Source organism: Variovorax ginsengisoli (genome assembly GCF_030811835.1).
Taxonomy (GTDB): domain Bacteria; phylum Pseudomonadota; class Gammaproteobacteria; order Burkholderiales; family Burkholderiaceae_C; genus Variovorax; species Variovorax ginsengisoli_C.
In genome coordinates this window covers 36,105-58,850 of the sequence record NZ_JAUSRO010000021.1, presented here as the reverse complement: position 1 = coordinate 58,850, position 22,746 = coordinate 36,105, and the positions used below count along the sequence as shown (strand labels likewise).

At 67.4% G+C, this 22,746-nt stretch carries 29 protein-coding genes; 15 read left to right on the top strand and 14 right to left on the bottom strand.

Going from position 1 to position 22,746, the window contains the following annotated elements:
- Window positions 1–5: 5 nt before the first annotated feature.
- From J2W36_RS25050 to nifA, 3 genes are all read right to left on the bottom strand, one after another.
- Window positions 6–200 (bottom strand): 4Fe-4S binding protein, encoded by a 195-nt coding sequence (locus tag J2W36_RS25050; RefSeq protein WP_307692504.1) that lies wholly within the window; start codon window positions 198–200, stop codon window positions 6–8.
- A 168-nt stretch (window positions 201–368) separates the two neighbouring features.
- Entirely contained in the window at window positions 369–1,964 is a 1,596-nt protein-coding gene (gene nifB, locus J2W36_RS25045; protein WP_307692503.1) for a nitrogenase cofactor biosynthesis protein NifB, read from the bottom strand.
- A 184-nt stretch (window positions 1,965–2,148) separates the two neighbouring features.
- The gene (gene nifA, locus J2W36_RS25040; RefSeq protein WP_307692502.1) at window positions 2,149–3,885 is read right to left on the bottom strand and encodes a nif-specific transcriptional activator NifA; all 1,737 of its coding nucleotides are present in this window, start codon (window positions 3,883–3,885) and stop codon (window positions 2,149–2,151) included.
- A 342-nt stretch (window positions 3,886–4,227) separates the two neighbouring features.
- Between nifA and J2W36_RS25035 the strand changes: the two genes are divergently transcribed.
- The 15 genes from J2W36_RS25035 to J2W36_RS24965 all read left to right on the top strand — a co-directional run bounded on the left by J2W36_RS25035 (window position 4,228) and on the right by J2W36_RS24965 (window position 16,111).
- Complete coding sequence (locus J2W36_RS25035) at window positions 4,228–5,481, top strand: IscS subfamily cysteine desulfurase (RefSeq protein WP_307692501.1); 1,254 nt, start codon at window positions 4,228–4,230, stop codon at window positions 5,479–5,481.
- Window positions 5,482–5,535: 54 nt separating this feature from the next.
- Window positions 5,536–5,979, top strand: a complete 444-nt coding sequence (iscU, locus tag J2W36_RS25030; protein ID WP_307692500.1) for a Fe-S cluster assembly scaffold IscU — start codon at window positions 5,536–5,538, stop codon at window positions 5,977–5,979.
- 43 nt (window positions 5,980–6,022) lie between these two features.
- Entirely contained in the window at window positions 6,023–6,400 is a 378-nt protein-coding gene (erpA, locus tag J2W36_RS25025) for an iron-sulfur cluster insertion protein ErpA (RefSeq protein WP_307692499.1), read from the top strand.
- A 144-nt stretch (window positions 6,401–6,544) separates the two neighbouring features.
- A complete protein-coding gene (gene iscA / locus J2W36_RS25020; RefSeq protein WP_307692498.1) occupies window positions 6,545–6,868 on the top strand; it encodes an iron-sulfur cluster assembly protein IscA in 324 nt (107 codons plus the stop codon).
- Window positions 6,869–7,012: 144 nt separating this feature from the next.
- Entirely contained in the window at window positions 7,013–8,887 is a 1,875-nt protein-coding gene (gene hscA / locus J2W36_RS25015) for a Fe-S protein assembly chaperone HscA (RefSeq protein WP_307692497.1), read from the top strand.
- Window positions 8,888–8,902: 15 nt separating this feature from the next.
- Window positions 8,903–9,238: a 2Fe-2S iron-sulfur cluster-binding protein gene (locus tag J2W36_RS25010; RefSeq protein ID WP_307692496.1), complete on the top strand. Its 336-nt coding sequence runs from the start codon at window positions 8,903–8,905 to the stop codon at window positions 9,236–9,238.
- Window positions 9,239–9,382: 144 nt separating this feature from the next.
- Complete coding sequence (gene nifV / locus J2W36_RS25005) at window positions 9,383–10,540, top strand: homocitrate synthase (protein WP_307692495.1); 1,158 nt, start codon at window positions 9,383–9,385, stop codon at window positions 10,538–10,540.
- An 8-nt stretch (window positions 10,541–10,548) separates the two neighbouring features.
- Window positions 10,549–11,328, top strand: coding sequence for a serine O-acetyltransferase (gene cysE / locus J2W36_RS25000; RefSeq protein WP_307692494.1), 780 nt, complete (start codon window positions 10,549–10,551; stop codon window positions 11,326–11,328).
- Window positions 11,329–11,334: 6 nt separating this feature from the next.
- Window positions 11,335–11,673 (top strand): nitrogenase stabilizing/protective protein NifW, encoded by a 339-nt coding sequence (gene nifW, locus J2W36_RS24995; protein ID WP_307692493.1) that lies wholly within the window; start codon window positions 11,335–11,337, stop codon window positions 11,671–11,673.
- A gap of 12 nt (window positions 11,674–11,685) precedes the next feature.
- Window positions 11,686–12,534 (top strand): electron transfer flavoprotein subunit beta/FixA family protein, encoded by an 849-nt coding sequence (locus J2W36_RS24990; protein WP_307692492.1) that lies wholly within the window; start codon window positions 11,686–11,688, stop codon window positions 12,532–12,534.
- Window positions 12,531–13,631: an electron transfer flavoprotein subunit alpha/FixB family protein gene (locus J2W36_RS24985; protein ID WP_307692491.1), complete on the top strand. Its 1,101-nt coding sequence runs from the start codon at window positions 12,531–12,533 to the stop codon at window positions 13,629–13,631. Before J2W36_RS24990 ends, J2W36_RS24985 begins: the two co-directional genes overlap by 4 nt.
- Before the next feature lie 10 nt (window positions 13,632–13,641).
- Entirely contained in the window at window positions 13,642–14,952 is a 1,311-nt protein-coding gene (locus tag J2W36_RS24980) for an FAD-dependent monooxygenase (protein ID WP_307692490.1), read from the top strand.
- Window positions 14,949–15,248 carry a ferredoxin family protein gene (locus J2W36_RS24975; RefSeq protein WP_307692489.1) on the top strand — a complete coding sequence of 100 codons (300 nt, stop codon included), beginning with the start codon at window positions 14,949–14,951 and terminating at the stop codon, window positions 15,246–15,248. The genes J2W36_RS24980 and J2W36_RS24975 overlap by 4 nt, the downstream gene beginning before the upstream one ends.
- A 2-nt stretch (window positions 15,249–15,250) precedes the next feature.
- Entirely contained in the window at window positions 15,251–15,709 is a 459-nt protein-coding gene (locus J2W36_RS24970) for a ferritin-like domain-containing protein (protein ID WP_307692488.1), read from the top strand.
- 51 nt (window positions 15,710–15,760) lie between these two features.
- Window positions 15,761–16,111, top strand: a complete 351-nt coding sequence (locus tag J2W36_RS24965) for a (2Fe-2S) ferredoxin domain-containing protein (protein ID WP_307692487.1) — start codon at window positions 15,761–15,763, stop codon at window positions 16,109–16,111.
- Here J2W36_RS24965 and J2W36_RS24960 read toward each other — a convergent pair.
- The 11 genes from J2W36_RS24960 to nifX form a co-directional block, all read right to left on the bottom strand.
- Window positions 16,081–16,872: a TOBE domain-containing protein gene (locus tag J2W36_RS24960; RefSeq protein ID WP_307692486.1), complete on the bottom strand. Its 792-nt coding sequence runs from the start codon at window positions 16,870–16,872 to the stop codon at window positions 16,081–16,083. The two genes, J2W36_RS24965 and J2W36_RS24960, sit on opposite strands and share 31 nt — an antisense overlap.
- Complete coding sequence (locus J2W36_RS24955; protein ID WP_307692485.1) at window positions 16,865–17,656, bottom strand: sulfate/molybdate ABC transporter ATP-binding protein; 792 nt, start codon at window positions 17,654–17,656, stop codon at window positions 16,865–16,867. The genes J2W36_RS24960 and J2W36_RS24955 overlap by 8 nt, the downstream gene beginning before the upstream one ends.
- Complete coding sequence (gene modA / locus J2W36_RS24950; protein ID WP_370869383.1) at window positions 17,653–18,426, bottom strand: molybdate ABC transporter substrate-binding protein; 774 nt, start codon at window positions 18,424–18,426, stop codon at window positions 17,653–17,655. The genes J2W36_RS24955 and modA overlap by 4 nt, the downstream gene beginning before the upstream one ends.
- Window positions 18,426–19,106 (bottom strand): molybdate ABC transporter permease subunit, encoded by a 681-nt coding sequence (modB, locus tag J2W36_RS24945; RefSeq protein ID WP_307692528.1) that lies wholly within the window; start codon window positions 19,104–19,106, stop codon window positions 18,426–18,428. Before modB ends, modA begins: the two co-directional genes overlap by 1 nt.
- An 84-nt stretch (window positions 19,107–19,190) precedes the next feature.
- Complete coding sequence (locus J2W36_RS24940) at window positions 19,191–20,192, bottom strand: LLM class flavin-dependent oxidoreductase (RefSeq protein ID WP_307692484.1); 1,002 nt, start codon at window positions 20,190–20,192, stop codon at window positions 19,191–19,193.
- A gap of 11 nt (window positions 20,193–20,203) precedes the next feature.
- The gene (locus tag J2W36_RS24935) at window positions 20,204–20,812 is read right to left on the bottom strand and encodes a globin family protein (RefSeq protein ID WP_307692483.1); all 609 of its coding nucleotides are present in this window, start codon (window positions 20,810–20,812) and stop codon (window positions 20,204–20,206) included.
- Between the two features lie 85 nt (window positions 20,813–20,897).
- Window positions 20,898–21,293, bottom strand: coding sequence for a nitrogen fixation protein NifQ (locus J2W36_RS24930; protein WP_307692482.1), 396 nt, complete (start codon window positions 21,291–21,293; stop codon window positions 20,898–20,900).
- 11 nt (window positions 21,294–21,304) lie between these two features.
- Window positions 21,305–21,610, bottom strand: coding sequence for a ferredoxin III, nif-specific (fdxB, locus tag J2W36_RS24925; RefSeq protein WP_307692481.1), 306 nt, complete (start codon window positions 21,608–21,610; stop codon window positions 21,305–21,307).
- A 13-nt stretch (window positions 21,611–21,623) separates the two neighbouring features.
- Window positions 21,624–21,824 (bottom strand): CCE_0567 family metalloprotein, encoded by a 201-nt coding sequence (locus tag J2W36_RS24920; protein WP_307692480.1) that lies wholly within the window; start codon window positions 21,822–21,824, stop codon window positions 21,624–21,626.
- A 1-nt stretch (window position 21,825) separates the two neighbouring features.
- Entirely contained in the window at window positions 21,826–22,311 is a 486-nt protein-coding gene (locus J2W36_RS24915) for a NifX-associated nitrogen fixation protein (protein WP_307692479.1), read from the bottom strand.
- Window positions 22,304–22,726 carry a nitrogen fixation protein NifX gene (nifX, locus tag J2W36_RS24910; RefSeq protein WP_307692478.1) on the bottom strand — a complete coding sequence of 141 codons (423 nt, stop codon included), beginning with the start codon at window positions 22,724–22,726 and terminating at the stop codon, window positions 22,304–22,306. The genes J2W36_RS24915 and nifX overlap by 8 nt, the downstream gene beginning before the upstream one ends.
- Between the last annotated feature and the right edge of the window lie 20 nt (window positions 22,727–22,746).

Genomic DNA, 22,746 nt, shown 5'->3' with positions numbered 1-22,746 from the left:
CGGGGTCAGACCTTGACGATGCAGCCGTCGACCGGGCACACCGCGACGCATTGCGGGTCGTCGAAATGGCCGATGCACTCGGTGCACTTGGCCGGATCGATGATGAAAGTGCCGCCCTTCTCGCGGATGGCGACGTTGGGGCACTCGGGCTCGCAGGCCGAGCAGCCGGTGCAGGTGGAAGCGATGATCTTGAGTGACATGGTGGCTCTCCTTCAGAGGATGGCGATGGAAGACAAAAAGCGCGAGCGGGTCACAACGGCGGATGCCAGGAACACCGCGGAACCGGCTCCGCCGGGCCGCTGGTGTTGCCCCGTGCAAGGGGGAAGGCGCAGCGACACGCAGTGCGCGAAGACTGGGGGTGTGCACATTCACGCGGCTTCCGCGGTGCCGGTGTAGGCGCCCTGGCGGATCTGCGCGTCGCCGCGGTCCTGGTGCACCACGGCGCCGCTGGCGATGCGAGCGCGGTAGTCGTTGAACCAGGCCAGCGCCGCCTTCTCGATGAACTCGCCGACGTATTGGTCAACCGGCTCGATACCGGCCGCAGCGAGCTCGTCCTTCGGGCAGGCACCTATCTTGGCGACCAGCACCGCGTGGCAGTCGTTGATGGCACGCACCACCGACGGCAGCTGCTCGTCGTCGCCGAAGCCGCCCTGGCAGTACAGATCGACCCGACGATGGCCGACGAACATCGCCTCGCCCGCCGACACTTCGAAGATCTGGAATTCGGTGACGTGGCCGAAGTGCTCGTTGACGCGCCCGCCGCCCTTGGTGGCGACCGCGACCAGCACCTTCAGGTCGTCGGCCACGTCGAGTGCGGCCGCCTCGGCCAATGCCTCGCGCTTGGCGACGAACTGCGCCTGGCGCTCGACCTCGACCTTGTCCTGGTAGCTCTTGCGGCGGTCCAGGTCATAGACCACCTCCATCTGCTCGATCTTGTCGAGCGTGAACTCTTCGCTGCGGTCTTCACCGAGCAGGCCGACCGCATCGGCACGGCACTGGCGGCAGTGGCGCATGAGGTTGGCACCGCCCATGCAGGCGTCTTGCACGGCCTTGAGCTCCTGCGCGCTCGGGCCGCGCTGGCCGGTCAGCCCGAACACCGTGCCGTGCTCGGCCTCGGAGATCAGCGGCATGATGTTGTGCAGGAAGGCACCGCGCTTCTTGACCTCGCGGTTGACCTCGATCAGGTGCTCGTCGTTGATGCCGGGAATGAGCACCGAGTTGATCTTGGTGAGCACCCCGCGCGCGGTGAGCATCTCCAGGCCCTTCATCTGCTGGCGATGCAGGATGGTGGCGGCCTCCACGCCCGTCAGGCGCTTGTGCTCCCAGAAGATCCACGGGTAGATCTTGGCGCCGACCTCCGGGTCCACCATGTTGATGGTGATCGTGACGTGGTCGATGTTGTACTTGCAGATCTCGTCGACCAGGTCGGGCAGTGCCAGGCCATTGGTCGACAGGCACAGCTTGATGTCCGGTGCCTGCTCCTGCAGCATGCGGAAGGTGTCGAAGGTCTTCTTCGGGCTTGCGAGCGAATCGCCGGGGCCGGCGATGCCCAGCACCGTCATCTGCGGGATCTCGCTGGCCACCGCCACGACCTTCTTGACGGCCTGCTCGGGCGTGAGCTTTTGCGAGACCACGCCGGGCCGCGACTCGTTGCTGCAGTCGTACTTGCGATTGCAGTAGTTGCACTGGATGTTGCAGGCCGGCGCGACGGCAACGTGCATGCGCGCGTAGTGGTGATGCGCCTCTTCGGAGTAGCAGGGATGGTTCTTGACCTTGTCCCAGATCTCCTGGGGCATGTCGTCGGGACCGCCCGACGTACCGCAACTGGCCTTGCCCTCGCCACCCGAGGTGCCGCAGCCACCTCCGGCTTCGGGCACGTCGATGCGGGCGCCCAGCGGCTTGATCTGGCCGATGCCCACATAGGTCATCGCTGGCATGGAACCGGCGTTCGGACTGGCTTGCATGGTGACCTTTCGCCGCAGCCGACAGTGGCCGCGTTGAAGGTCTTAAAGCCAAATCCATGCCATCGACCAAATCCTTTCAAATCAACGGCTTAGCGATTTGTCGGTTGTGGGACATGGCACACAACACACACGGCGGACGCGGATGGGTGTCGGAGTTGCGACAAAGGGAACGGCGTGGCCGCCCCTAGAACTTGCGCACTTCGATCCCGTACTTGCGCAGCGCGTAGCCCATCTGGCGCGGCGTGATCTTCAGCAGGCGCGCGGCCTTGGCCTGCACCCAGCCGCAATGCTCCATGGCCCAGATCAGACGCGCATGCTCGCCCTCCGGCTTGCCGTCGGCAACGACGGGCGCAGCGTCCGGCGCCAACGCCCCGTCAGCTCTGTCGGCTCCGTCGATCTCACCGGCCGCGACGACGGGCGTGGGCAGCGCATCGCTGGGAGAGGAAGCACCGGGTGCGAGCGGCTCGGCCCGCCGCGGTGCCATCGGCACTTCGGCGATGGGAATGTCAGCCAGGCGACCACCGCCCGGGCGTACCGCGTCCTCGCGCTCGATGTGATGCAGCACCTGCGTCAGGCAACGGTTGCCCTGGCACGGGAAGGCCAGGTCGGTGATGACGTCGTCGTGCGTCATCGTGGCCGTGCGCTCCACGCAGTTCTCGAGTTCGCGCACATTGCCGGGCCAGTAGCAACTGCTCATGACCCGCATCGCCGCCGCGTCGAAGCGGGTGTTGCGGGCGTTCTCGCGGTTGAAGCGCTCCAGGAAGTACTGGGCCATCGCGGGGATGTCCTCGCGCCGCTCGCGCAGCGGCGGCAGCTGGATGCTCACGACGTTGATGCGGTAATACAGGTCCGCGCGGAACTCGCCGGCCTGCACCATGCGCTCGAGATTGCGGTTGGTCGCAAGAATCAGGCGCACGTCGACCTTCACGACCACGGTGCCGCCGACGCGCTCGAGCTCGCGCTCCTGCAGAACGCGCAGCAGCTTGGCCTGGAAAGACGCCGAGATGTCGCCGATCTCGTCGAGGAACAGCGTGCCGCCATGGGCCAGTTCGAAGCGGCCCTTGCGCTGGCCCTGCGCGCCGGTGAAGGCGCCCTTCTCGTGCCCGAAAAGCTCGCTCTCGAGCAGCGATTCGGTGAGCGCCGCGCAATTGACCCGCACGAAGGCTTCGCGCTTGCGAGGCGACAGGTTATGGATGGCGCGCGCGATCACCTCCTTGCCGGTGCCGCTCTCCCCGCGCAACAGCACCGTGGTGCGCGCCGGAGCGACCTGGTGAACCTGCTCGAACACCTGCTGCATCGGCGCGGACACGCCCACCACCTGGTCGAGTTGATGGCTCGGCTTGAGCACCTTGTGGAGGCGTCGCGCGTCATCCTGCATCCTGTCGTGGCCGGCGCTGACGCTGCGCTGGAGCAGCAGTGCCTGCCCCATCAGCGTGGCGACCATCTTGAGCAATTGAAGGTCTTCGGCGAAGACCCGGCGTTCGCCAGGGTTCAGGCAGTCGATGGCCAGCACGCCGACCGTACGGCGATCGGCGCGGATGGGCGTCGCGAGCATGGCGACGACCGCGCCCGGGCTCTGATCGCCGCCGCCGGTGCGGTTGAGAAATATAGGCTCCGAATGCACGTCGGGCACCATCGCCGGACTGCCGGTGGCATAGACGCGTCCCACGATGCCTTCGCCCGAACGGAAGTGCAGCCGCTGCTGCTCCTCGATCGAAAGCCCCACCGCGCAAAGGCCGCGCAAGCGTCCGTCGGACTCGCTGAGCACAACGAAGGCACGGCGCCAGTCGAAGGCATGAAGCAGGTAGTTCAGCGCCTCGCGAAAGGTCTTGGCCACATCCAGCGAGGTGGCCAGCGTCTTGCTGATCTCATAAACCGCATCGAGCTCGCGACGAGCCTCGATCGCTTGTGTATTCACCATGGGTGGGTCCGTTCTCGAGCGACTCCGAGCCTGAGCGCCGAAGGCCGGATACCTGATTGCCGTGGCGCACCGGCCAAACGATACATCCGCGACGCAACGAACGCTTGATTTGCAACAAGCAAAAAACATACCGAGTCCCTGCTGGTTTGTACCGTGGCGCGGCAAGGGCACCACACACATTTGCGACAAACCCGACACCGGTTGCGAGCGCACCTCGCGCGCACCACACAAACCCAACAATCCGACGCCGAAAGCGGCCGTTCCGGCGTCGAAAACGCATGGCACCGAAGTTGCGAAACAGGACCTGACCCCCTCTGTGACTTTCAGCCTCAGGAGCCTGCCATGCCGGACCCCGTCCTCGACAAAGCCTTCTCCCGCACGGCCCGTCCCGTGTCCCCCGTGTACCTCGACTACGCTGCCACGACGCCCGTCGACCGCCGCGTGGCGAGCCGCATGATCCCCTACCTGACCGAGATCTATGGCAACCCGGCCAGCCGATCGCATGCCTACGGCTGGGCCGCCGAGGAAGCTGTCGAACTGGCGCGCGAGCAGGTGTGCTCGCTGATCAACGCCGACCCGCGCGAGATCGTCTGGACCTCGGGCGCCACCGAATCGAACAACCTCGCCATCAAGGGCGCGGCGCGTTTCAACCGGGGCCGCGGCAAGCACCTGGTGACCGTCGCGACCGAGCACAAGGCGGTGCTCGACAGCATGCGCGAACTGGAGCGCGAGGGCTATGAAGTGACGGTGCTACCGGTGTTGCCCAGCGGCCTGCTCGACCTCGCGGTGTTCGACGCCGCGCTGCGGCCCGACACCGTGCTGGCGTCGGTGATGTTCGTCAACAACGAGACTGGCGTGGTGCAGGACATCGCCGCGCTCGGCGCGCTGTGCCGCGCGAAGGGCGTGGTGTTCCATGTCGATGCGGCGCAGGCTGCCGGCAAGGTGGCCATCGACCTGGCGCAGTTGCCGGTGGACCTGATGTCGCTGTCGGCCCACAAGATCTACGGCCCCAAGGGCATCGGCGCGCTCTACGTGCGACGCCGTCCGCGCGTGCGCATCGACGCGCAGATGCACGGCGGCGGCCACGAGCGCGGCATGCGCTCGGGCACGCTCGCCACACACCAGATCGTCGGCATGGGCAGCGCCTTCTGGCTGGCACGCGAGAACATGGCCGCCGACAACGCGCGCATCCGCACGCTGCGCGACCGGCTCTGGGCCGGGCTGTCGACCCTGGAAGCGGTGGTGCTCAACGGCGACATGGAACAGCGCGCGCCGCAGTACCTGAACGTGAGCTTCAACTACGTGGAGGGCGAATCGCTGCTGATGGGCATCCGCGGGGTCGCGGTGTCGTCCGGCTCGGCCTGTACGTCGGCCAGCCTGGAGCCGAGCTACGTGCTGCGCGCCATGGGCCGCAGCGACGAGCTCGCCCACAGCTCGGTGCGCTTCTCGCTCGGCCGCTTCACGACCGAAGCTGAGGTCGACTTCACGATCGCGCAGGTCACCGAGGTGGTGGCCCGCCTGCGCGCCATGAGCCCGCTGTGGGACTTGGTGCAGGCCGGCGTCGACCTGAACGCGATCCAGTGGTCGGAGCATTGACTCCCCCGCGGTGTTCACGAACCTCATCACCCCCACGCACTTTGGAGTAGACCCATGGCCTATAGCGAAAAAGTCATCGACCATTACGACAACCCGCGCAACGTCGGCGCCTTCGACGCCGGCGACGAGAACGTCGGCACCGGCATGGTCGGGGCGCCCGCCTGCGGCGACGTGATGCGGCTGCAGATCCGCGTCAACGCGCAGGGCGTGATCGAGGACGCGAAGTTCAAGACCTACGGCTGCGGCTCGGCCATCGCGTCGAGTTCGCTGGTCACCGAGTGGGTGCGCGGTCGCACGCTCGACGAGGCGCTCGCCATCAAGAACGCGCAGATCGCCGAAGAACTGGCGCTCCCGCCGGTGAAGATCCACTGCTCGATCCTGGCCGAGGACGCCATCAAGGCGGCCGTCGCGGACTTCCGTGCGCGGCATGCGATCCAGGGCGCGGGCGCTTCGAGCGTCACCGAACAACCGGTCTGCGACTCCGGTCCGCAGCACTGACGCGGCACCACACCGTACCCATCCACACACCCAAGAGGCTTCCATGGAAACCACCGTGACCCCTTCCGGCACCGACGTCGCCGGCCTGATGCCCGCCATGCTCGAATTCACACCGCAGGCCGCCGCCAAGGTCGCCGCGCTGATCGAGGAAGAAGGCAACCCTGAACTCAAGCTGCGGCTCTACGTCACCGGCGGCGGCTGCTCGGGCTTTTCCTATGGCTTCGCCTTCGACGACCAAATGGCCGAGGACGACACCCGCATCGTCACCGAAGGCGTGGCGCTGGTGGTCGATGCGATGAGCCAGCAGTACCTGCTGGGCGCGCGGGTCGACTACGAGGAAGGCCTCGAGGGCTCGCGCTTCGTGATCCACAACCCGAACGCGCAGACGACCTGCGGTTGCGGCAGTTCCTTTTCGGTCTGACATGCCCACCCCCAGTCTTCGCGCACGCCGTGTCGCTTCGCCAACCCCTTCGAGGGGGCCATGCCAGCGGCCCGGCCAAGCCGGTTTCGCGGCATCTCTGGAACAGATCGTTTGAAGCGCGGAGATCGCGCCTAGGAGCCAATCATGAGTGTTTCCCTCACCCCGGCCGCCGCGCGGCACGTCGAGAAATCTCTGGCCAAGCGCGGCAGCGGGCTCGGCCTGCGCCTGGCCGTGAAAACCAGCGGTTGCTCGGGCTTTGCCTATGCGCTGGAGTTCGTCGATGCAGCCAATGCCGACGACGAATGCTTCGAAACCCACGGCGTCACCGTGATCGTCGACCGCCGCAGCCTCGGCATGCTCGACGGCACCGAGCTCGACTTCGTGCGCGAAGGCCTCAACGAAGGCTTCAAGTTCAGCAACCCGAACGCGCGTGCCAACTGCGGCTGCGGCGAAAGTTTCGCTGTATGACTTGCGCACGCCGCTGCAACCTGCGAGCCAAGCGAAGCACGTTCGTGGGCACCCGCGGAACCGGCTTTGCCGGGCCGTTGGGTGCGCCCCCTGGAGGGGGAAGCTGGCTACACGCAGTGAGCAAGAATCGGGGGGGAGCTTGATATGGCCCTGCTCCAGATCGCCGAACCGGGCCAGAGCGCCGCACCGCACCAGCATCGGCTGGCCGCGGGCATCGACCTGGGCACCACGAATTCGCTCGTCGCCACCGTTCAGAGCGCGGTCGCGCGCGTGCTGCCGGATGCGCAGGGCGCACTGCTGCTGCCTTCTGTCGTGCGCTATGCCGCCGACAGCGCGGTGGTTGTGGGCCATGAAGCGCAGGCGCGGCAATCGGACGACCCGTGCAACACCATCGTGTCGGTCAAGCGCTTCATGGGCCGCGGGCTCGCCGACCTGGGCGATGCGGCCGGCCTGCCCTACCGCTTCGTCGATGCGCCCGGCATGGTCGGGATCGAGACCATCTCGGGCGTTCGGTCGCCGGTGCAGGTGTCGGCCGACATCCTCGCCGTGCTGCGCGACCGTGCCGAGGCTTCGCTCGGCGGGCCGTTGTCGGGCGTGGTGATCACGGTGCCGGCGTACTTCGACGACGCGCAGCGCCAGGCCACCAAGGACGCAGCGCGGCTGGCGGGCCTGACGGTGCTGCGCCTGCTGAACGAACCGACGGCCGCGGCCATCGCCTACGGCCTGGACAGGGCGGCCGAAGGCACCTTCGCCATCTACGACCTGGGCGGCGGCACCTTCGACATTTCGATCCTGCGGCTGACCCAGGGCGTGTTCGAAGTGCTCGCCACCGGCGGCGACTCGGCGCTCGGCGGAGATGATTTCGACCGGGCCATCGCCGAATGGTTCTGTGCATTCCACGGCATCGACGGCGTCGCCGGACTGCACCCGGCCGCGCAGCGGCGTCTGCTCTCGGCCGCGCGCCATGCCAAGGAAGGTCTGTCGAACGCCGAGGCCGCCGGCCTGCGCCTGCCGCTGGACGAAGGGCTGACGCTCGACGCCACGCTCACGCGCGAGCAGTTCGCGCTGCTGGGTGCACCGTTGATCGCCCGCACGCTGCAGGCCACCCGACGTGCGTTGCGCGACGCCCGCATCGCGCCGGCCGAGATCGACGGCGCGGTGCTGGTCGGCGGCTCGACCCGCATGCCGATCGCCCGCGACGCGGTGCGCGACTTCTTCGGCGCCGAACCGCTGACCGACCTCGACCCCGACCAGGTGGTCGCGCTCGGCGCGGCGATGCAGGCCGACGTGCTGGCCGGCAACGGGAACGGCGACGGCTGGCTGCTGCTCGACGTGTGCCCGCTGTCGCTGGGCATCGAGACCATGGGCGGCCTGGTCGAGAAGATCATCCCGCGCAATGCCACGTTGCCGACTGCGCGCGCGCAGGAATTCACCACCTTCAAGGACGGGCAGACTGCCATGTCGCTGCATGTGCTGCAGGGCGAGCGCGAAGCAGTGGCCGATTGCCGCTCGCTGGCGCGCTTCGAGCTGCGCGGCATCCCGCCGGCCGTGGCCGGCGCCGCACGCATCCGCGTCAGCTTCCAGATCGACGCCGATGGGCTGCTGTCGGTCACCGCGCGCGAGCAGGGCAGCGGCATCGAGGCGCATGTCGAGGTCAAGCCGTCGTATGGCCTGGAGGACACGCAGATCACCGCGATGCTGCAGGACGCCATCGGCGCTTCGCAGGCCGACATGCGGCTGCGCACGCTGCGCGAAGCCCAGGTCGATGCGCGGCGCCTGCTCGATGCCACCGAGTCCGCGCTCGCCGAGGACGCAGCGCTGCTGTCGCCTGCGGAGCTCGCGACGGTGCGGCACGCGATGTTCCTCCTGGCCGATGCGCTCGAGACCGAAGCGACGCTCGACACGCTGCAGCCTGCGGCCAAGGCCCTCGCCGCTGCAACGGAAGACTTTGCAGCGCGGCGGATGAATGCATCGATCCATCGTGCGCTGGCCGGTCGCGCACTCGACAGTTTGGCCTGAAAGCGCACAACCGCCATGCCCCGCATCCACATCCTGCCGCACCCCGACCTCTGCCCCGAGGGCCATGACATCGACGCGCGGCGCGGCGCATCGCTGTGCGAGAGCATGCTCGCCGCGGGCCTCGCGATCGAACATGCCTGCGAGATGGTCGCCGCCTGCGCGACCTGCCATGTGCACGTACGCACGGGCGGCGCATCGCTCGCGCCACCCGATGACGAGGAGAGCGACCAGCTCGACAACGCCTGGGGGCTGGACGCGCAATCGCGGCTGGCCTGCTGCGTGAAGCTGCGCGATGGCGATCTCACCATCGAGCTACCGCGCCACACGCGCAACCACGCACGCGAACACTGAGCGCGTCTGTTCGAAACAAAACATTCTCGACAGCAGCACGCCCGGCACGCCCAAGCAGTCCCCCGATACGCGACAAAAGAGACCTCGCAGCGCCCCCAAAGCCATGGCATGACCTTTGCGATATCGAATGCAAAAGGACACCCCATGTCACCCAGTCTCATCATCAACGACACCACCCTGCGCGACGGCGAACAGACGGCCGGCGTGGCGTTCACGGTGACAGAGAAATGCGCCATCGCCAGCGCGCTTGCAGCAGCCGGCGTGCGCGAGATGGAGATCGGCATTCCCGCAATGGGCGAGCAGGAGATCGACTGCATCAATGCCATCGCCGCCCTGCACACGGATGCCCAGCTGATGGTCTGGGGCCGTCTCACCGACGCGGACCTGGCCAGTGCCCTTCGCTGCAACGCCGACATCGTCCACCTGTCGATTCCCGTCTCGGACATTCATCTGAAGCACAAGCTGCGGCAATCGCGTGAATGGGTGATGGCGCAGGTCACGCGGGTGATCGAGGCCGCGGTCGCCACGGGTCGAAAGATCTCACTGGGCGCCGAAGACGCATCACGCGCCGACGCTGCCTTCCTGGCCGAGGTCGCACAGCGCGCCGAGGACTGCGGCGCACGGCGCTTCCGCTTTGCCGACACCCTGGGCGTGCTCGACCCTTTCACCACCTACGAAGCCATTGCACGGTTGCGTGATGCGGTGGACATGGAAATCGAGATCCATGCCCACAACGACCTCGGGCTGGCGACCGCGAACACGCTGGCCGCGCTGCGCGGCGGTGCGACCCATGCCAACACCACCGTCAACGGCCTGGGCGAGCGCGCAGGCAACGCCGCGCTCGAAGAAGTGGTCATGGGCCTGCGCCACCTGCATCAGGCCGATTGCGGCGTCGACACGCAGACGCTGGTCGCCATCTCGCAGCTGGTCGAACGCGCGTCGGGCCGGGCCGTGGCCGTCAACAAGAGCATCGTCGGGGAAGCCGTGTTCACGCACGAGTCAGGCATCCACATCGATGGGCTGCTGAAGAACGCGTCGACCTACGAGAGCTTCGACCCCGCGGAACTGGGCCGCCAGCGGCGCACCGTGCTCGGCAAGCACTCGGGCTCGCAGGCCGTACGGCAGGCCTACGGCGCGCTGGGCGTGACGCTGCAAGACGATGGCGTCACCAGCTGGCTGCTGGCGCAGATCCGCGAGCACGCGATGCGCGTCAAGCAAGCGCCGACGTCCGAGGACCTGTACCGGTTCCTCCTCGATGCGCATGGCACCGGCGGCGCTCAAGTCCGCCCGATCGCGGCATGAGGCGGGACATGACACCGCAATCAAGAGCACTCGGCAGCGCGTCCGTCCCCGCGGCGGCGCGACAACCATCGTGGTGGGCCTTGCTGCGTGGCGACGTGCGCTGCGTGCTGGAGCGCGACCCGGCGGCACGCAACCGCCTCGAGGTGTGGACCATCTATCCGGGTGTGCAGGCGATCGCGCTGCATCGCGTGGCACACGTGTTGTGGCGGCGCGGCTGGCGCTACGCGCCCCGGGCGATGTCCTTCTTCGCGCGCTGGCTCACGCAGATCGACATCCATCCCGGCGCCAGCATCGGCGCACGCTTCTTCATCGACCATGGCACGGGGGTCGTGATCGGCGAGACCGCGGAGATCGGCGAGGACGTCACGCTCTACCACGGCGTCACGCTCGGCGGCACCAGCTGGTCGGCCGGCAAGCGCCATCCCACGCTCGGCGATGGCGTGGTGGTCGGTGCCGGCGCCAAGATCCTCGGCCCGATCACCGTGGGCGAGCGCGCCCGAATCGCGGCCAATTCGGTCGTGATCGAGGCCGTGCCTGCCGGGGCGACCGTGGTCGGCATTCCGGGCCGCGTGGTGGTGCCGCAGCGCCGCAGCACCCACGGCTTCGACCTCGACCACCACCTGATCCCGGACCCGGTCGGCAAGGCCATCGCCTGCCTGCTGGAACGCGTCGCGCAACTCGAGACGCTGCAGGCGCGGCCGGCGGCCGAAATGCCCTGCAGCGACTGCGCGGACCGCTGTGCCGACCCCGGCTTCGATTCCCTTCTGCAACCCTCACTCCAGGAGTAAGCCCCGATGGAAGACTTCCTTCAACAGCTCAAGGCGCTCTCGTCGGCCGAAGACTTCCTGCAGTTCTTCGGCGTGCCGTTCGACCAAGGCGTGGTCAACGTCAGCCGGCTGCACATCCTCAAGCGCTTCTTCCAGTACATCCGCCAGGACACGGCGCTGGCGCAGGCCGACGAGCTGCAGATGTTCACGGCCTACCGCGGGCTGCTGCAGAAGGCCTATGGCGACTTCGTGACATCGACGCCAGCGCAGGAGAAGGTGTTCAAGGTGTTCCAGGACACCGACGGCCGCCAGCACGTGTCGCTCGACAGCCTGAAGACGTCGATGCCACGACGCCTGGCCGCCTGAAGGAGCCATTCCATGCACATCGTCGTCTGCATCAAGCAGGTCCCGGACTCGGCGCAGATCCGCGTCCATCCGGTGACCAACACCATCATGCGCCAGGGCGTGCCGGCCATCGTGAACCCCTACGACCTCTTCTCGCTTGAAGAGGCCCTGCGACTGAAGGACAAGTTCGGCGGCAAGGTCACGATGCTGTGCATGGGCCCACCACAGGCCGAGGAGGCGCTGCGCAAGTGCATCAGCTACGGCGCGGACGACGCGGTGCTGGTCACCGACCGCGCCTTCGCTGGCGCCGACACGCTCGCCACCTCTTATGCGCTGGCCGCCGGCATCCGGCAGATCGCGACCGAGCAGGCCGTCGACATCGTCTTCACCGGCAAGCAGACCATCGACGGCGACACGGCGCAGGTCGGCCCCGGCATCGCCAAGCGCATGGGGCTGCAACTGCTGACCTACGTCTCGCGCATCGTCGAGACCGACCTGGTCGGGCGCACCATCACCGTCGAGCGCCGCGCCGAGGGCGGCGTGCAGGTGCTGCGTACCGCCCTGCCCTGCCTCATCACGATGCTGGAGAACACCAACGAGCTTCGCTTCGCTGGCCTGCCCGCGATGATCCACGCGGCGGCCTGGCCGGTGCGCAGGTGGAACAAGGAAGAAGCCGGCATCGAGGACGTCTCCAAGATCGGCCTGAAGGGCTCGCCGACGGTGGTGAGCAAGGTCTTCGGCCCAACGCCGCGCAGCGAGAAGGCAGAGATGCTCGACCTCGAGGTCTCCAACCTGCGCGACGTGTCGCTCAACCTGTTGCAGAAGATCTTCACGCGCCATTCGACGCTCGAATCCGACCTGCTGATGAAGGAGATGTCATGAGCGAAGCACCCCAACCCGCGGCCAAGCGGCCGGCCGGCCGCCGCAATGTCGAACTGTCCGAGGAACTCAAGGCCTACAAGGGCGTCTGGGTCTTCATCGAGCACGAGCGCGGCCATGTGCACAGCGTGTCGTGGGAGCTGCTGGGCGAGGCGCGCAAGCTGGCCGACAAGCTCGGCAGCCCGGTCGGCGTGGTGGTGCTCGGCGGACAGGACGAGCCGCTGGAGTCCTTCGCCGCCGAAGCCTTCACCTACGGCGCCGACACAGCCTATGTGGTGCACGACCCGGTGCTCAAGGGCTACCGCAACGAGCCTTTCACCAAGGGTCTGACCGACCTGGTGAACACCTACAAGCCGGAGATCCTGCTGCTGGGCGCGACTTCGATGGGGCGCGACCTGGCGGGCTCGGTGGCGACCACGCTGCTGACGGGCCTCACGGCCGACTGCACCGAACTCAACATCGACTCGGCCTCGCGGGCACTGGCGGCGACCCGTCCGACCTTCGGCGGCTCGCTGCTGTGCACGATCATGACGCTGGCCTACCGGCCGCAGATGGCCACCGTGCGGCCGCGTGTGATGGCCATGCCGCAGCCCGACGCCACCCGCACCGGCACGGTCGTGCAGGACACGCTGGGCCTGGTCGAGACGCAGATCGTGACCAAGCTGCTGGACTTCATCGCCGATGCCCACAGCAGCAAGATCAACCTGCCCTACGCCGACGTGATCGTCAGCGGCGGCAAGGGCCTCAAAAGCCCGGAGAACTTCAAGCTGGTGTTCGAACTCGCGCGCGTGCTCGGCGGCGAGGTCGGCGCCACGCGGCCTTGCGTGCAGGCCGGCTGGGTCGAGGCCGAGCGCCAGGTCGGCCAGACCGGCAAGACGGTGCGGCCCAAGCTCTACATTGCCGCCGGCATCTCCGGCGCGATCCAGCACCGCGTGGGCATGGAAGCGTCGGACGTGATCGTCGCGATCAACACCGACGCCAATGCCCCCATCTTCGACTTCGCGCACTACGGCATCGTCGGCAACGCCCTGCAGGTGCTGCCGGCGCTCACGCAGGCCTTTGCCGCGCATCTGTCGCAACGCAGGCGCCTGGTCGCCTGAAGGAGACGTCATGAGAAAGCCATCCCAGTTCGACGCCATCGTGGTCGGTGCAGGCCCTTCAGGGAATGCCTGCGCCTACACCCTGGCCAAGGCCGGCCTCAAGGTGCTGCAGATCGAGCGCGGCGAATACCCGGGCAGCAAGAACGTGCAGGGCGCGATCCTCTACGCCAACGCGCTGGAGCAGATCATTCCCGACTTCCGCGACGACGCGCCGCTGGAGCGCCACGTCATCGAGCAACGCATGTGGGTGTTGGACGAGACCTCCTTCGTCGGCACCCACATTCGCAGCGAGGACTACAACAAGCCGCCCTACAACCGCTACACCATCATCCGCGCGCAGTTCGACAAGTGGTTCAGCGCCAAGGTGCGCGAGGCCGGCGCATTGCTGATCTGCGAGACCACCGTCAACCAGCTGATCATGGACGGCGACCAGGTGGTGGGCGTGCAGTGCGACCGCGAGCATGGCGACGTGTATGCCGACGTGGTGGTGCTGGCCGACGGGGTGAATTCCACGCTGGCGCGCAAGGCCGGCTTCCACGGCGAGATCAAGGCCGGCAACGTGGCACTGGCGGTCAAGGAAATCCTTTTCATGCCGGAAGAGACGATCCGCCAGCGCTTCAACGTCGGTGAGGAATCGGGCGTCGTGATCGAGATGGTCGGGCGCATCACCGACGGCATGATGGGCACCGGCTTCCTCTACACCAACAAGGAGTCGCTCACCATCGGCGTGGGCTGCATGCTCGGCGACTTCGCGAAGAACCCGAACAAGACCAGCCCCTACGTGCTGCTCGAGCAGATGAAGCGCCATCCCGCGATCGCCCCGCTGATCGAGGGCGGCGAGATGAAGGAGTACTGCGCGCACCTGATCCCCGAGGGCGGCTTCCACGCCGTGCCGCAGGTGTACGGCAATGGCTGGATGATCGTCGGCGACTCCGGTGGGTTCGTGAACGCGGTGCACCGCGAGGGCTCGAACCTGGCGATGACCAGCGGCCGGCTCGCGGCCGAAACGGTGATCGAGGCGCGCGCCGCGGGCCGCGGTTACCGCGCCGGCACCCTCAAGGCCTACAAGGACGCGCTGGACGACAGCTTCGTGATGAAGGACCTGCACAAGTACCGCGACATGCCCGCGGTGCTGCACAAGAATCCGCAGTTCTTCACCAGCTACCCGGACCTGCTCGCGCAGGCCGCACGCACCATGATCACCGTGGACGGCGTGGACAAGAAGAGCAAGGAGCGCGAGATCTTCTCGAGCTTTCGCAAGAGCCGCAAGCTCGGCGGCCTGGTGGGCGATGCCTACAAACTCTGGAGGGCTTTCCGATGAATCCGATCACCGTCAATGTCGAGGACAAGCTGTTCCAGAACCGCTACCGCGTCGACACCGGCCGGCCGCACATCCGCATCAAGGATGCGGAGGTCTGCACCAACGACTGCGCGGTGCAGAGCTGCACCTTCGTCTGCCCGGCCGCCTGCTACAAGACCGAGGGCAATGGCAGCGTCACGCTGATCACCGACGGCTGCCTGGAGTGCGGCAGCTGCCGCATCCTGTGCAGCGACCACGGCAACATCGAATGGGAATACCCACGCGGCGGCCACGGCATCCTGTTCAAGTTCGGCTAGACATGATCGACGACATCCACCTCTTTCTCGTGCATGCGATCCAGCTGGAACGCGATGCGGCGCGGCAATACGAAGACCTCGCGCAGGTCATGGGTGCCGCCGGCAACCGCGAGGTGCAGGCGCTGTTCGACCGCATGGCGCTCTATTCGCGTCGCCACCTGAAAGAAGCCATGAATCGCGGTGGCTTTCGGGAGCTGCCGGTGCTCGCGCCCGGCGAATTCCAATGGCCGGAAGGCGTCAGCCCCGAGGCCGCGAGCTGGCAAGGCGTGGATGGCCTGATCGACGTCATCGCGGCGCTCGAGCTCGCACTGTCCAGCGAGACGGCTGGCTACGACTTCTATGCCGACATCGCACGCCGCAGCAATGACCCCGAAGTGGGACGCATGGCGCGCGAATTCGCCAGCGAGGAGAGCGCGCACGTGCGCGACCTCCAGGCCTGGATCGTCCGCATGGCGGCCTGACACCCCTGCCCTTCACGCTCGCATAGCCCCATCGTCAAAAAAGGAAACCCCATGGCCCACCCGTCCCAACGCGTCTTCGTCTGCACCCAGAACCGCCCGCCGCAGCATCCGCGCGGCTCCTGCACCGCGAAGGGTTCCGCCGAGGTGCTGCAGGCCTTCTGGGCCGAGCTGCAGAAGCGACAGGCCTACGACCAGGTGGGCATCACCTATTCAGGCTGCCTCGGACCGTGCAGCGACGGCGCCAACGTGCTGGTGTACCCGCAAGGCATTCTCTACAGCGGCGTCGCACCCACCGACGTCGCCGAGATCTTCACCAGCCATCTCGAGAACGGCGTGCCGGTGAGCCGCCTGCGCGCGCCGCAGGCCGCGTCTCAGGTCGCCACGGCGAGCATCACCGAATAAGCCTTGAAGACCGCCGTCGCGGCCTGCCCGACCCCGAGGCCGAGTGCCTCCACCGCATCGTTGGTGACGCTGGCCGTGACATGCGCACCGCCGGGCAGCGTCAACACCACCAGCGACGACACGGCGCCGCGTTCCACCCGCGAGATCGTGCCGGCGAACTGGTTGCGCGCCGACAGTGCGTAGCCGGCGAAGTCGACGACGAGCACCACGGCCGATGACTTGATCAGGGCGATCGCCTCCTTGCCCGCCGCCAGGTTCAGCCGTTGTGCCGCGGCCGAGGTCATGGTGGCGACGATCTCCTGGCCGGCAGCGAGGGTGACCGTGACCTGGGTGGTGACCGGCCCTGCGTCGACGGCCGAGACTGTGCCGGCGAACTGGTTGCGTGCAGTGGTTTTCATGGAAATTCTCCGAAGAAGGCCGGCGAGCGCCGGCTGTTGGATGAGCCAGGCCTCCTGTTCATGCAGGAAGGCCCGGTGTCGACTTTGCAAAGTGCGCCAGCCGGCGAGCAGGTCGTGCGCAGCGGCCGTGAGCCGCGTACCGCCCCCGCCCTTGCCGCCCGTGGCGCTTTCGAGAAGGGGCTCGCTGGCGAGGTTGGCCGCGGTTTCCAGCAGCATCCAGGCGCCCTTGTAGCTGTAGCCAGCCGTGCGGGCGGCGCGGTTGATCGAGCCGGTGCCGTCGATCGCTTCGAGCAGCGCGAAGAAGCGCGCATCGAGCCGGCCGGCGAGCTTGAGGTCGCCCGACAGGAGCGTTGCGTCAGCCACGCGCGGGCGCTCCGAGCCAGCGCCGCACCGAGCGCTCCGCCGCCGTCACCGCCGGAGCGACCCAGCCGTGGACGAGTGCGCGCTGCGTGAGCTCGCGGCCATCGCCACGACGCACGTCGACCTCGCGCACGGCCTGCCCCTGTTCAATGACGAAGACGACGTCGGCCAGTGCCAGCACATCGTCGACGTCGTGCGTGATCATCACGACCGGCGTGTGCCACTGTGCGCAGACCTGCGCGAGTTCGCTGCGCAGCGTCTGCCGCAGCATGGGGTTGAGCGCCGCGAAGGGCTCATCGAGCAGCAGCACCGAGGGCGCGCACGCCAGCGCGCGCGCCAGAGCCACACGCTGCTGCTGTCCGCCGGACAGCGAGGCCGGTCGGCTGGCCGCGAAGCTCGCCAGTCCGAAGCTGTCGATCAGGGCATCAATGCGCTCCGCCTGAGCGGGTGAGGGTCGGCGATGCCACCAGTGCGTCAGGCCGAAGGCGACGTTGTCGCGCACGCTCAGATGCGGAAACAGGGCGTAGTGCTGGAAGAGGTAGCCCACACGCCGTTCGGCCACCGGCACGTCGACACCGCGCTTGGCGTCGAACAGCGTGCGTCCGCCGATGCGCACATGTCCGCCGGTCGGACGCTGCAGGCCGGCCATCGCCTGCAGCGTCAGCGACTTGCCGGCGCCCGAGGGGCCGTACAGCGCCACCACGGGTGCGTCGCTGGCGAAGCGCACTGCGAGGTCGAAGCGGCGCGATCCGTCGCTCACGCAGGCCTGGAGGTCGACGTCGATCACGGTGCACCGAAGCCGTAGCGGGCCAGCACCTCGACGGCTGGCGGCGTGGCGAGAAAGGCGATGAAGTCACGCGCCAGCGCCTTCTGCCGGCTGTCGCTCACCACCACGATCGGGTAGGTCACCGGCGTATGCCCCTGCGCCGTGAGCACGATACGAACCTTGTCGCCCGCGATCGCTGCGTCGGTGCGATAGACGAAGCCGGCGTCCGCCTCGCCACGCGACACATAGTCGAGCACCTGTCGCACCGTGTCCGCCTGGACGAATTTCGGCGCCAGCACCGACCAGAGCCCTGCCGCCTCGAGCACCTCCTGGGTGTAGCGGCCCACCGGCACCGTTGCCGTCTTGCCGATGGCGATGCGTTTGACGGACGGCGCTTCGAGCGCCTGGAGCGAGGTCACGAACGAGGCGCCCTCCGCCGGGGCGATCAGCACGACGGTGTTACGCGCGAAGTCGCGCCGGGTGTCGGCATCGAACACCTTCTGCTCGATGCCACGTGCCACGGTGGCCTGGTCGGCGCTCGCGAATACGTCCACCGGCGCGCCCTGCTGCACCTGCTGCAGCAGCACGCCCGACGCGGCGTAGTTGAAGCGCAGCTTCACCCCCGGCTTCATCGCCTCGAACTTCGGCGCCAGGTCGTTGAAGGCGTTGGTCAGGCTCGCCGCCGCCGACACCGTGAGCTGCTGTGCGGTCGCCGCGAAGGACAGGGCCGCGATGAACGCGGTAAGGCAAAGGACGCGAAGGGAACGGATCACGAAAGACTCCTTGGACATCAACGAAGGCGAAGGGACAGAAAGCGGTTGGACGCAAGCAGCACAGCGATCGACAGGACCGAGGTGACGAGCGCGAGCAAAAAGGCGGTCTGGTCTTGCCCGGCCTGCACGGCGTCGTAGATCGCCATCGACAGGGTCTGCGTCTGATGCGGGATCGACCCGGCCACCATCAGCGAAGCGCCGAATTCGCCCATCGCGCGCGCAAAGGCGAGCAGCGTGCCGGCCAGGATGCCGGGCCACGCCAGTGGCAGCGTGATGCGCACGAACACGCTCCATGGCGACTGGCGCAGCGTGCGCGCGGCGGCCTCCAGCGCGCGGTCCACCTGGGCGAAGGCTGTGCTGGCCGACTTCAGCACGAGCGGCAGCGCGACCACGGCGGACGCAACCACGGCACCATGCCAATTGAAGATCAGGGTGTAGTCGAAGTGCTCGCGCAGCCAACCGCCGACCGGGCTGCGACGCCCAGCGAGCACCAGGATGCCGTAGCCGATCACCGTCGGCGGCAGCACGAGCGGCAGCATGCAGGCGGCCTCGATCACGCCGCTGCCGGGAAAGGGTCGCCGCGCGAAGAGCCAGCCCAGGGCGACGCCCATGAGCAGTGCCAGCACCGTGGCCACGGCAGCCACCTGCAGCGACAGAAGCAACGGCGAAGCGTCGATGCTGTGTAGGGTTCCCGACATCATTGCGACATTCCTTACGTCACGCGCTACACAACGCGCGAATAAGCCCTGGATTGCAATATGCAGGCCCGTTCACAACGCCCCTCAGGTGGCCTCACCAAGGACTGGCACCACACGCCGCATGAAGAGCGCCAAGCCTTCGCGCACCCGCTCCTCGTCGTGCAATGCCGGCTTGAGCAGCAGCCGATGCGGGCCCAGCGCGCGGCGCAGGCCTTCTACCCGCTGCGCGCAGTGCGCCGGATCACCGATCACGGCATTCGCCAGGATGACGGCGTCGCTGGCATCGGGCTCGAACATCGGCGGCATGCCGCCTTTGCCGAAGCGCACGCCCATGCGCTGCGGGTACTCGCGCACCGCAGCCAGCCCGCGTGCCACGGCCTGCGCATGGTCCGGCTCGCAATGGAAGAAGCGTGCAATGGCAAACGGAAAATCGGCCCGCCGAACGCGTTCGCCCTGGACCACCGCGGCGACCGCGCCCACGTCGGAGGATGGCGTGGCCATCAAGCCGTGGCCCTCGGCAGCCGCGAGCCGGCGGGAATCGTCACTCAGGCTGGCGAGCCACACCGGCACCGGGCGCTGCAGGGGCCAGGGCGCAATCGTCAGGTCGGCGCAGCGGTAGAAGCGGCCGTCGAAATGCACGCGCTCTTCGCGCCACAGCCGACGAATCAGCAAGAGCGCCTCGTGCATGCGGTCGCGCGCGACCTCGGCCGACGGCACACCGGCATGCCGGTACTGCAGCGGAAAAGGCCCCCCACGCGCCACGCCGAACTCGATGCGTCCGCCGCTGAGCACATCGAGCGTCGCGACATCTTCGGCCACGCGGATCGGGTCGTTCAACGCGAGCAACGACGCACCAGTGCCCAGCCGCACGCGCGACGTGCGGGCGGCCAGGTGCGACAGCAGGACCATCGGCGCGCTGCCGATGGCGAATGCGCTGTGGTGATGCTCGGCAAGCCAGAGTTCGTCGAAACCGGATGCTTCGGCGGCGGTGGCCGTACGCAGCATCTGCTGCAACGCCTCGGCCGCATTTGCGTCTGGGTTCTCGACGTTGAGGAAGACGCCGTAGCGCATGGAGGACGTCGTCATGTGTGGCTCCATCATGGTCGGTGCATGGCCCCGCGGGCCGGAAACCAGCTGCGCACGGTGTCGTAGTCATAGCGCGTCAGATCGCCCCGGCGGGCCTGCGGCGAGAGCAGATGCACCGACAGCGGTTCGGCCCAGCGCCAGTAGTCGGCGCGCAGCGCGAGCGGGAACTCCGCATCGTCGAAGGCGTGCCACAGCTGCACCAGCCACAGTTCTCGTCCCTCCTCGTCGAGCAGCAGCGGCAGGCCTGCACCGGCCTGCAGCCGCGCATGGCGCGTGCTGTAGTACAGCGGCCCCCCGCAGGCCTCCACGACGAAGTCCGCCACGCGCTGGGCGACGCAGTCGAAACAGCGGCCGGCGCGCACGAACAATGCCGTTCGGCGCAGCCGTTGCATGTGGCAGTCGACGAGCCTTCGCAACCCCTCCTTGTCGCACAGCGCGAGCAGCCGGTGCGGGGGCTGCGGCAGTTGCGGCAGGCAGGACGCGGGAAGGCGCGCATCGTGCGGCGCACCGTTGCCATCGCCAAGCGGCCAGCTCAGCGTCTGGTAGCAGGCACGGTCGCAAGGGACCCAGCGAGCCCGCGAAGAGAACGTCGATACGCGGCGATTCGAGAATGTCGGCACTGTCGGCTCCGTCGTCGTGTTTGTCGGCTATGTAGGCGGCTACATAACGAATCACTTGACTTTGCAAAGCGCGTGCCCGGCGCTGCTAACCCGCACTGCGCTCCTCGGGCCCGAAGCACATCGCGTAGTCGGTGCAGACCCCGCAACTCGGCGACTTGCACACGTGGATCTGCTCGCGTTCGCACAGCTGCTTGTAGAGGAACTTCTTCCACTTCATGTCGTTCGTGTTGCGCTGCGCGAGTCGGGGGAACCAGCGTGAGATCAACGCTGAAAGCTCGCCGCGCGAAGGCAGCTGCATGTCCTGCCAGAGATGGTTGTCGCCCAGGGACGCCAACGCGATCGCATAGGCCACCGCCTCCAGATCCCGCGCCGATCCGGCGTGCGGGTCGGCATGCTCGCGCAGCAGCGCCATGAGGTCGTCGACCTCGTCGCGCCGTGATTCGAGCCGCCGGACCAGTTCGCGCCGCGCCTGCATGTCCATGGGCTTCGGCCTCAGACCGATGCGGCGGCGTGCGTGTAGCACTTCTTCGGGCAGATCTTCGCGCACGCGGTGCAGCCGATGCACAGCTCCTGGTGGACGATGGTCATGACCTTCTTCTCGTACTCCTCGTCCTCGTCGTCGTCCCCGGCGAGAGGGATGTGCACGCCATCCTCGTCGAGCCCCACGAGTTCGAGCACGCCGCGCGGGCAGACCTTGAAGCAACGGCCGCACCCGATGCATTTCTCCTCGTCCAGCGCAGCGACGAAGGTCGGCGTCCAGGTCTTGCCGCTGGGCATCGTGACGGTGAAGTTGCTCATCGTGGGCTCCTCGTCAGTGGGCCGTTGTCGCGGCCTGCAGTTTGCGGGCTTCCATCAAGGCGGCGTGCGCATCGTGGCAACGCTGGGCCACCGCCAGGATCTTTTCCCAATCGGTGGGCAACTCTTCGGACAGGTCGTGCAGGTCCATCTTGGCCTGCGTGGCCTGGGCGTTGAGCTTGCGCAAACGCAGCTTGAGTTCTTCGGGCGTTTCCACGTCACGCTCCGTATTGGGCAACGGCCGGGTACTCGCGAATCATCGCGACGGCCTCGTCGAAGAACTTGGTTCCCGCGTCGGCCAGCTTGGCCAGCGAGCCGAAGCCGAAACGATGCACATCACGCAACTGCTTGTTGACGACCACCAGCCGTCCGGCGATCAACACCAGGCGACCGAAGCCCTCGTGGCTCATCTTCATCATCGGCGAGACCATCTGCCCGGTCTCGCGCTCGACGGCCACGGCGACCGCGCTGTAGAAGATCTCCAGGCGCCACAGGATCTCCGGGTCGGGGTCGCCGATGATCGGGATGGCCCGGCGTTCCTCTGCGGTGTACACGTAGGGCTTGAGCAATTGCAGATCGCTCTTGCCCTCCCAGGCGCCGTGCGTGTCCTGCGCGCGCAGCTGCTTGACGAGCTGCTGAACGAACGGGTTGGCCAGGTGTTGCTCCTCGCCTTCGGCGAGCTCGATGGTGGCGTCTTCAGCCATGGGGAACCTCTTCATCTTCAAAATCGAATGCACGCGCGCCGTCCTTGGCGTCCTTGGCCAGGGCCTTGCGCAGCCAGGGCGGCGGCGTGCCCTTGAGCACCGCCTGCAGCTTGTCGAGAATCTCGGCGATCGACTCCGGTTGCGGCACCTTGATCGGGTGGATCTTCATGGCGACCACGCGCGCGGCGCCCGAGCCACCGATGGCGGCCACGTACAGGATGGCGCAGTCCTTGATGGCCTCGAGCTTGGGCGCGAGCTTGTCCTCGTCGCCGTCTTCCTCGAGCTTGCCGCCGAACTCGAAGCTCTCCACGAAGTGGTGCGCGTCCGGCGTCACCTCGTAGACGACGATGGCTTTGGCCCAGCCGAAGTGCGCGTCCACGCGCTCCTTGTCCTGGGTGGCGAAGGCAATTTTCATGGGTTTTCTCCGGTGATGCG